The sequence below is a fragment of the Bradyrhizobium sp. genome (genome assembly GCF_050014615.1).
Lineage (GTDB): Bacteria > Pseudomonadota > Alphaproteobacteria > Rhizobiales > Xanthobacteraceae > Bradyrhizobium.
The window spans coordinates 1-9,224 of sequence record NZ_JBEKCZ010000206.1 but is presented as its reverse complement, the minus strand read 5'-3'; the positions used below and the strand labels follow the sequence as shown (position 1 = coordinate 9,224).

Annotated in this window: 11 protein-coding genes and 1 tRNA gene; 1 reads left to right on the top strand and 11 read right to left on the bottom strand. The window is 63.8% G+C overall.

Translation table 11 applies throughout. The features are described 5' to 3' along the window. The first annotated feature begins 691 nt into the window (after positions 1-691). On the top strand, positions 692-1,660 hold the full coding sequence (locus ABR948_RS24850; RefSeq protein ID WP_428123102.1) for an AraC family transcriptional regulator: 969 nt from the start codon (positions 692-694) through the stop codon (positions 1,658-1,660). 69 nt (positions 1,661-1,729) lie between these two features. On the opposite strand, the gene ABR948_RS24845 is transcribed toward ABR948_RS24850, so the two are convergent. From ABR948_RS24845 to ABR948_RS24795, 11 genes are all read right to left on the bottom strand, one after another. Then, positions 1,730-2,212, bottom strand: a complete 483-nt coding sequence (locus ABR948_RS24845) for a hypothetical protein (protein ID WP_428123101.1) — start codon at positions 2,210-2,212, stop codon at positions 1,730-1,732. 173 nt (positions 2,213-2,385) lie between these two features. After that, positions 2,386-2,461 (bottom strand) — tRNA-Phe (locus ABR948_RS24840). Between the two features lie 195 nt (positions 2,462-2,656). Further along, positions 2,657-2,875: a DNA gyrase inhibitor YacG gene (yacG, locus tag ABR948_RS24835; RefSeq protein ID WP_428123099.1), complete on the bottom strand. Its 219-nt coding sequence runs from the start codon at positions 2,873-2,875 to the stop codon at positions 2,657-2,659. Beyond that, on the bottom strand, positions 2,865-3,488 hold the full coding sequence (locus ABR948_RS24830; RefSeq protein WP_428123097.1) for a Maf-like protein: 624 nt from the start codon (positions 3,486-3,488) through the stop codon (positions 2,865-2,867). The genes yacG and ABR948_RS24830 overlap by 11 nt, the downstream gene beginning before the upstream one ends. A 179-nt stretch (positions 3,489-3,667) precedes the next feature. Beyond that, positions 3,668-4,138: an arsenate-mycothiol transferase ArsC gene (locus ABR948_RS24825; RefSeq protein ID WP_428123096.1), complete on the bottom strand. Its 471-nt coding sequence runs from the start codon at positions 4,136-4,138 to the stop codon at positions 3,668-3,670. Between the two features lie 62 nt (positions 4,139-4,200). Then, a complete protein-coding gene (locus ABR948_RS24820) occupies positions 4,201-4,695 on the bottom strand; it encodes a UPF0262 family protein (RefSeq protein ID WP_428123095.1) in 495 nt (164 codons plus the stop codon). Next, positions 4,692-5,987, bottom strand: a complete 1,296-nt coding sequence (gene hisD / locus ABR948_RS24815) for a histidinol dehydrogenase (protein WP_428123093.1) — start codon at positions 5,985-5,987, stop codon at positions 4,692-4,694. Before hisD ends, ABR948_RS24820 begins: the two co-directional genes overlap by 4 nt. A gap of 89 nt (positions 5,988-6,076) precedes the next feature. Next, positions 6,077-6,532: a DUF2948 family protein gene (locus tag ABR948_RS24810; protein WP_428123092.1), complete on the bottom strand. Its 456-nt coding sequence runs from the start codon at positions 6,530-6,532 to the stop codon at positions 6,077-6,079. An 8-nt stretch (positions 6,533-6,540) separates the two neighbouring features. Beyond that, positions 6,541-7,830, bottom strand: coding sequence for a UDP-N-acetylglucosamine 1-carboxyvinyltransferase (gene murA / locus ABR948_RS24805; protein ID WP_428123090.1), 1,290 nt, complete (start codon positions 7,828-7,830; stop codon positions 6,541-6,543). 185 nt (positions 7,831-8,015) lie between these two features. Then, positions 8,016-8,675 (bottom strand): Rossmann-fold NAD(P)-binding domain-containing protein, encoded by a 660-nt coding sequence (locus tag ABR948_RS24800; protein ID WP_428123089.1) that lies wholly within the window; start codon positions 8,673-8,675, stop codon positions 8,016-8,018. A gap of 29 nt (positions 8,676-8,704) precedes the next feature. After that, positions 8,705-9,224 (bottom strand): Rossmann-fold NAD(P)-binding domain-containing protein (locus tag ABR948_RS24795; protein ID WP_490337852.1); only part of this gene is annotated, 520 nt, incomplete at its 5' end.

The following is a 9,224-nucleotide window of genomic DNA, read 5'->3' as shown; positions in this document are numbered from 1 at the left end:
GCCAGCGCCGTGCCACCGAAGGCCAGCGACAGCGCACCGGCGGCAACCGTGCCCAGCCAGTGAGCCCGCGGCAGCAACGATCCGGACCAACGCGCCACATGAGAGACCATGACAACTTCTTTTCTGCCTGTCGGCCGTCGATCCGCCGGCTCTTCGACGTTTGCGGTCGCACTTGAATTGCGCGACAGACTAACTGTCGCGCGCTCGCGGCGCTTGGACAGAGCGTCACCGCGAGTTTGCGCAGACGACACTGCATTTTTTTTCAGCAGAGACAGATCTGATCGGCGATCATCGGACGCTCGGGGGGCTACGTCCTCGATCGGTTGAAACGTCGTCTGCATCGCATCTCCAGGCCCCCACGGGCAAATCGCTGCACGCGATGCATGATCAATCACGCGGCACAGCATCTCCCCCGACACGCGGAGAATCCGCAGCTAATCATTCACAACCAGTAACGAGCTGACCTGCTGGCGTCTTGGAACCTGGTGCAACGGGATAGGACTATTGTGAAAACTGCCGAAGTTCGGGCATTGTTGTTGCATCTTTGGCACGGTCAGCCGGTCTGGCCACACCAGCCTCGAAGCCGACCTTCCGAGAGCAGACTGTCGTGAGCGGTGAACTTTGGGCAGTGAACTTTGGGCGGTGAACTTAAGGTGTCGTTGTTGCGACGAAGGCCGGTAGAGCGAGCACCATGGATCGAATAGTTTTCAGCACCGATCCCCTTCCGAAGCGCCTGCGGTTTTCGGCCTATTGCGAAGAGATCCTCAGACCTTGCGGGCTCGAACTGAGAACGGCGGATCAGTCCGGCTTTCATGCCCATATCGAATTTCGACGCGTCGGCATGATCGACATCATCACCAGCACCCTGACCGCGATTGATACGGCCCGCACTCCGAAACTGGTCCGGGATGGCGACGATGCTTTGATAGTGATGTTGCTGCTGAGCGGCCATGCCTATCAAACGCAGCTTGGCGATGGCCACGAATTGAATGCAGGTGACACGATCATCTGCGACTCCGCCTATCCCGGCGAATATAATCTTGTTACGGACTCAAAGCTCCTGAGCCTGAAGATTCCGCGCATCAGGCTCGGCGGCTTGCTGCCGCAGATGTCGCGATTCGCGGGCGCGAAACTCGACAGGGATCCGGTGGCGCTCCAACTGCTGTCCGGCTATCTCTCCGGAACGTTCGGTGTCGATTTCGGCGACAACGACCATGCCGCCCGGTTGCATCAGGATCATATCGTCGACCTCATCGCGCTGGCGCTCGGAACCGAAGGCGAGACGCGTACGCTCGCGGAACAGCGTGGCGCGCAGGCCGCGCGACGAGCCGCCGTCGTTCAGGCCATCGAAACCTCGATGGCCGATCCCGCTCTCGATGCAACACTCGTCGCCGCGCGGCTTGGCATTACGGTCCGCTATGTCCACCATCTGCTGGAGCCAACGGGCAGAACTTTTTCCGAGCACCTGCTCGACAGGCGGCTGGCGCGGGCCGTCGAGCTGTTGTGCGACGCCCGGCAATCGCAGCGCAGGATCGCCGACATCGCCTTCGAGGTCGGCTTTCGCGACTTGTCCTATTTCAATCGGATGTTTCGGCGCAAATACGGCGGGACACCCACCGACCTGCGACACGCGGCCGGAGGCGGGCGGCCGCAGCAATGACGATGGCGATGCCTGCGTCGCGAGCGGACCGAAGCAGATGCTTGTCGATGCGCCCACGACGCCGGTCGCTTAGATGTTTGAGCAGACAGACATCGCGCCGGTACGGGTGCAGGGCAGGTTCTGATCCGGGTCGAAATAATGCACCGTGCCGTTGGGGGGATCGCAGACCTCGGCACCGCCGGTGTTCTGGCAGTCCATGCCGTTGTCATGATCGATGAAGTGGCCCGGGGCTACCTTGGCATTCGATCTGAAATACGGATCGGCGGGCGCCCGGGTCACTTGAACCGCCTGTCGCGTCAGAGAGTTGTACTTCCAGCCATGCTGCAGCATGCAGCTGCGATAGCTGGCGGACGGCATCGCGCGCTGCACGCCGACGGCGCTGTCGCAGGTGACCGTGTCCGCCTGAATCTGGGAATCGATCTGCGCGTCGGCGAGCGCGGGTTTGCCGACATAGTCGAAATGTGCGGTGTAATCGTAAGTCGCCGCATTGGCCGCCGAACTGAGGACAAGCGCGGCGAACACGGCAACAGGCTTGATGGCAAAATATTTCATGGCAACCTCCTTTTCGATGAAGGTTGGTCGAGATCGCCGCAGCGCCCGTTCGAACCAGACGGATTACAAATCGGCAACCGTGCGGGCGCTCGGCACGGACCAAATCATGGACCGACAGCGAAACGGCCCGCGATGTCACCCCCGGGCTAGCCTTCTGAATTAACTTGATGAAATGGTGCCCAGGGGCGGGATCGAACCACCGACACTGCGATTTTCAGTCGCATGCTCTACCAACTGAGCTACCTGGGCACTTCGCGGGCCAGGACCCGACGAGCGCCGGTTTATAGTCAGGCCGGGCAGCCCTGTCCACCACGCTTCGCCCTTCGGGCTACGCGTGGCGCAGCCAGGCGGGGCCCGAAGGCGAAGCGTGCCCGGCATAGCCGCTTGGCGAAGACGGGCTACCGCGTAAATGAGCTCTAAAGCCCCGAAAACACTCGAATATTGCTATTCGGCGTCCTCATCCTCGTCGTTGCGGCCCGGAATGGCATAGGAATTCGACAGCCAGCGGTTCAGATCGACATCCCGGCAGCGTTCCGAACAGAAGGGACGCGAGGCCTCGGCGGCCGGTTTGCCGCAGATCGGGCACGGTTTTTCGCCGCCTTTGGCGCCTCCCTTCGCGCCTCCTTTGCCGGGGCCGGCGTGGTCTGGCGGCTTAGCTGGCATTGAGCCAGCCAAAGCGAATCGGGAACCCCTCGCCGCCGAGCAGCGTGACCGATTCGTACAGCGGCAACCCGACGATATTGCTGTAGGAGCCGACCATCTTGACCACGAACGATCCGGCGATGCCCTGCACCGCATAGCCGCCGGCCTTGCCGCGCCATTCGCCGGAGCCGATATAGGCTTGGATATCGTCCTCGCTCAGCCGCTTGAAGCGCACGCGGGTCTCGATCAGGCGCTGGCGAAAAGCCTCTTTGGGCGTCACCAGGCAGACCGCCGTATAGACGCGATGGTTGCGGCCGGACAACAGCCGCAGGCATTGCGAGGCTTCGTCGACCAGATTCGCCTTCGGCAGGATACGCCGGCCGACCGCGACCACGGTGTCGGCTGCGAGAATGAAGGCGCCGCGCAATTCATCATCGAGCTGCACTGACTTGAGCGCGGCGTCGGCCTTGGCGCGGGCCAGCCGGTTGGCACAGGCGCGCGGCAACTCGCCCCGCTTCGGGGTCTCGTCGACATCGGCGGGACGCAGCGCGTCGGGCTCGATGCCGGCCTGGTTGAGCAGGCTGAGCCGTCGCGGCGAACCGGAAGCAAGAACGAATTTGGGGCGGCCTAGCATGCGGATTTTTCGGCGGGAGGGATTCGGGCGGAATGCGCGCGGAACCTATCGGAAGGGGTTCGTTGAGACAACCGGCTAGTGCCCCGTCAAGACCGGGGCCCTGGGCCCGCGGCCGCGACGATTGAAAGAAAACTGTCACAGCCGCGGTCTCGAATCGCAACCGTCACGGCCCAACGTCACTAGCCGCTCGCCGCACCGACCTTCGAAAACCGCTTGCGGATGCGCAGCAACAGGGTGTCGCAGACCTCGCGATAGGCTTGCAGCTTCTGCTCGCGATTACCTTCGGCGCCGGTCGGGTCGTGCGTCGGCCAGTATTCCACGTCGGCCGCCAGCGTGCGCGTCAGTTCCAACGCCTTGTGGTGCGCCTCCGGCGACAGCGTGATGATGAGGTCGAAATTGAGCCCTTCCCAATCGTCCAGCTCTTCAAAGGTGGTCGGCTTGTGGCCGGAAATATCCTGGCCGAGTTCGGCCATGACAGCGACCGCGAACGGATCGAGTTCGCCCTTCTTGGCGCCCGCCGATTTCACGTACAGCGCGTGGGGAAACATCTGCTGCAGCAGGCTTGCGGCCATCGGCGAGCGCACGCTGTTAAAGCCGCATGCGAACAGCACGGCTTGCGGAGTGCGCACGCGCGGCGGCGCCACGGGCATCAGGCTGCTTTTATGCGCATGATCTCTTCCGAAAACCGGCGCCCACTCTTCGGGATCATGCGCTAACCCTTCCAGTGCAGCACGCAGATCAGCGTGAACAGCCGGCGGGCGGTTTCGAAATCGACCCGCACCTTGCCCTTCAACCGCTCCTGCAGCGTGCGCGAGCCTTCGTCGTGAATGCCGCGGCGGCCCATGTCGATGGCCTCGATCTTGTCCGGGGTCGCGGTGCGGATTGCCTGGTAGTAGCTGTCGCAGATCATGAAATAGTCTTTCACGATGCGCCGGAACGGCGTCAGCGACAACAGATGCGCCACCACCGGCGTGCCGTCTTCGCGGCGGATATCGAACATCAGCCGGTTGCCGGTGATGCCGATATGCAGCGTGAACGGGCCGCCGTCGGCGCCATCCGGCGCGAACAGATTCTTTTCCACCAGGTCGTAGATCGCGATCGCGCGTTCATGTTCGATGTCGGGACCGGAACGTCCGATCGATTCCTCATCGAGCGTCACCGCGACGATGCGATTTTGCGAATCGTCCTCTGGGGGCGGTTTGGTCATGGCAGATTGAGGCGCAGTCCGACCGAACGCGCATGGGCATCGAGGCCTTCGGCCTTGCCCAGCGTCATCGCCGCCGGTCCCAGCGCCCGCAGCTGATCCGGTCCGCATTTCAGGATCGAGGTTCGCTTCATGAAGTCGAGCACGCCGAGGCCGGACGAGAACCGCGCCGAACGCGCCGTCGGCAGCACATGGTTGGAACCGCCGACATAATCACCGATCGCCTCGGGCGTATGCGCGCCCAGGAAGATCGCGCCGGCATTGCGGATTTGCGCCGACAGCGCTTCCGGATCCGCCGTCATGATTTCGAGATGCTCGGCGGCGATGGCATTGGCCAGCGCCACGGACTCGCCGAGGTTCTTCACCAGAATGACGGCACCGAACTCGTTCCATGAGGCCCGCGCGATATCCGCGCGCGGCAAGGTCACGAGTTGCGCCTCGACCGCGCGTTCGACGTCGTCTGCAAGTGCTGTATCGTCGGTGATCAGGATCGACTGGGCGTTGACGTCGTGCTCGGCCTGCGCCAGCAGATCGGCCGCGATCCAGCCGGCATTGCCGGTACGGTCGGCGACCACAAGCACTTCCGAAGGGCCCGCGATCATGTCGATGCCGACCTTGCCGAACACCAGCCGCTTGGCGGCGGCGACATAGGCGTTGCCGGGGCCGACGATCTTGGCCACCGGCGCGATGGTCGCGGTGCCAAAGGCCAGCGCCGCCACCGCCTGCGCGCCGCCGACGCGGTAGATCTCGCGGACGCCGCCGAGATGCGCCGCCGCCAGCACCAGCGGATTGAGCTTGCCGTCGGGCGACGGCACCACCATCGCCACCCGCGCGACGCCGGCGACCTTGGCCGGCACCGCATTCATCAGCACCGAGGACGGATAGGCGGCGGTGCCGCCGGGCACGTAAAGGCCGACCGACTCGATGGCGCTCCAGCGCCAGCCCAGTTCGACGCCGAGCGCATCGGTGAAGCGCTGATCCTGGGGCAATTGCTGCCGGTGGAAACTTTCGATCCGGTCGCGGGCGAATTCAAGCGCTTCGAGCGTTGCGGGGTCGCAGGCTTTCACCGCGGCATCGATTTCAGCCGGGGTGACGCGCAAGCCACCGGCGTTAAGGTCAAGGCGATCGAATTTGCGCGTCGCCTCGATCAGCGCCGCGTCGCCCCGGGTGGCGACATCGTCGACGATGGCGCGGGTCGCGGCCTCGATATCGGCCGATACCTCGCGCTTCATCGCCAGAAAACTAGCGAATCGCTCGGTGAAATCGGCGCTGCTTCTGTCGAGGCGAACAGGCATGGTGGCTTTCCAGGCGGGGGCCGCGGTCTAAAGACCCACTGCTCAATGGCGCGGCGGCAAATCGCCGTCAACCCTTTGCTTAACAGCTGCTAAGCGTCCAGTCCCGAGGGTTCCGCGCCCTCGCCGACATCGCCGGCGCCGAGATCATCGACGCCAAGATCGGCCAGTTCGCATTCCAGGCATTCGACGTCCAGCCGCAACGCCCCGCCATGGCTGAACATCAGCACCGCGCTGCCGCCGGGCAGTTCTGCGGGATGAAACTCGATCCCAAGCAGCTCCAGCGCGGCCTGCGGCGCTTCCAGATCGATATTGCGCGATTTGCAGGCCAACACGCGGTCAAAGCGCAACGCCGCGACCAGGCGGCGCGGGGCTGTTTCTCCCGCCAGCGTCTGCTCCCAATCCAGCCGGTTCATCCCGACCACCAGCCGCTTCTCGCCTTGCCGCCAGATAATGTCCGAGGTCTGGACGCGGGCGTCCTGCACATGGGCGGAAATCACCGCAAGGTCGTCGGGATCAAGCGCGATCAATTTGAGCTTCGCCGTCACCGCATGACCTAATCGCTGATGCGCTCGATGGAGGCGCCGCACGCCGACAGTTTCTCCTCGAGCCGCTCAAAGCCGCGGTCGAGATGGTAGACGCGGTTGACCATGGTCTCGCCTTCGGCGGCGAGGCCGGCGATCACCAGGGATACCGACGCGCGCAGATCGGTCGCCATCACCGGCGCGCCGCGCAGTTTGGCGATACCATCGATGGTCGCGGTTTCGCCGTTGAGATGAATCCGCGCGCCGAACCGCGCCAGTTCCTGCACATGCATGAACCGATTCTCGAAAATCGTCTCGGTGATGTGCGAGGAGCCCTTGGCGCACGCCATCAGCGCCATCAACTGGGCCTGCAGATCGGTGGGAAAGCCCGGAAACGGCGCGGTCGAAACCGTCACCGGCCTGATCCCGGCGCCGTTGCGGGCAACGCGGATGCCTTCATTATTGACGGTGACGACCGCCCCGGCCTGCGTCAGCACGTCGAGCGCCGATTGCAGCAGTTCCGGCCGCGCGCCGGCCAATTGAACGTCGCCACCGGTCATCGCCACCGCCATCGCATAGGTGCCGGTCTCGATCCGGTCGGGCAACACGGTGTGCCGGGCGCCGTGAAGTTTGCTGACGCCTTCGATCACGATCCTGGGCGTACCGGCGCCGGAGACCCGCGCGCCCATCTTGTTCAGGCAGTCGGCGACATCGAGAATTTCCGGCTCGCAGGCGGCATTGGTGATGATGGTGGTGCCCTTGGCCAGCGTCGCCGCCATCAGGGCGACATGGGTGCCGCTGACCGTCACCTTGGGAAAGTCGATGGCCGCGCCTGTGAGTCCGCCCGGCGCCTTCGCAATCACATAGCCGCCGTCGATGGCGATCTCGGCACCGAGTTTCTCCAGCGCCATGATCAAGAGGTCGACCGGCCGGGTGCCGATGGCGCAGCCGCCCGGCAGCGAGACCTTGGCCTCATGCATCCGCGCCAACAGCGGCGCGATCACCCAGAAACTGGCGCGCATCCGCGACACCAGTTCGTAGGGCGCGGTGGTATCGATGATGTTGGCGGCCGAAATATGCAGCGTCTGGCCCTGATATTCCTGCGCCCCCGGCCGCTTCCCCGCCGACATGATATCGACGCCGTGATTGCCGAGAATGCGCTGCAATTGGGCGACGTCGGCCAGCCGTGGCACGTTGTCGAGGATCAGCGTCTCTTCGGACAACAGGCCCGCGATCATCAGGGGCAGCGCCGCATTCTTCGCGCCCGAGATCGGAATGGTGCCGTTGAGCTTGTTGCCGCCGACGATACGAATGCGATCCATGCCGAAACCTGCTTGTTTGCTATGCACAAAGTATATAGGGCAATCCGCCCAACGCCAAAAGCTTGGAATTTTGCGGCTATTTGATGGGTTTGGCTGTCATTCCGGGGCGCGCTCTTGGCGCGAACCCGGAATCTCGAGATTCCGGGTTCAGTCCTGCGGACTGCCCCGGAATGACAATGGTGGCATCAGACGGCATTGATGTCCTCGCTCTCCAGCACCGGCCTCGGATAGCCGTCCCGCGCGACCCGAATCATGGCGCGGCCGACCTGCTCGGTTGTGGTCATATAGGTCGGGCTGAGGCGATTAAGCAGCGTCAGCAGCGGCGCGGTCACGACATAGATCGCCTGAATCCAGGCGGTCTTGGATTTGATGCCGTGCAGCGGCTGGATACCCGCGGGGCGGAACATATAGGCCGCCTTGAACGGCAGCTTGAGCAGATCGTTTTCGGTCTTGCCCTTGACGCGCGCCCACATCAGCCGGCCCTGCTCGGTGGAATCGGTGCCGCGGCCGGTGACATAGACGAACACCATGCCGGGGTTGAGTCTGGCCAGCGTCGTCGCGGCCGCCATGGTGATGTCGTAGGTCAGATGCCGGTAGCGCTCCTCGTCCATGCCGACCGAGGAGACGCCGAGGCAGAAGAAGCAGGCGTCGAAGCCAGCCAGTCGGGATTCGATCGCGGAGAAATCCAGAAAATTGTCGTGCAGGATTTCGTGCAGCTTCGCATTGGCCTGCCCGGTCGGACTGCGCCCGACCACAAGCACGCTTTCAACGCCGGCATCGAGCAGGCACTCGCGCAGCACGCCCTGCCCGACCATTCCGGTTGCGCCGAACAGGATGACTTTCATTCGATTTCCCGTCACGTTGCGTCAAATGTTCAGGCGGCGACCGCGACCGGGTCGAACGACACACCGGTCAGGGTGGCGGAGACATCCCACAGCCGCGCCGCCGCCGTGGCGTCTTCCGCCTGCGGCATGATCTTCGCCGGCACCGGCGACCCCTTCAATTCGTAGAACCAGTTCGGGCCGTAATAGCCACCCGCCTTCGCCTGCGGCGAGGTCGCGGCAAACAAGGTCGGCAGCGCGCCCTCGGCGGCCGACTGGCTGATATAGGGCTGAAGGAACTGGCCGAGCTGCCACAACAAGCCGCTGGTGCCCGGACCGTTGGCGATCAACTCGGTTCGCGCATAACCGGGATGGGCGGCGTTGCTCATCAGCCCCCAGCCGGCGGCATCGCTGCGGCGTTGCAGCTCGAGCGCAAACATCAGCATCGCCAGCTTCGACTGGCAATACGCCTTCCATGAGCTATAGGATCGTGCGCTTTGCAGATCGCCGAAATTGATCGCGCCACTGCGATGCGCGAGACTGGAGAGGTTGACCACACGGGGCTGATGGCCG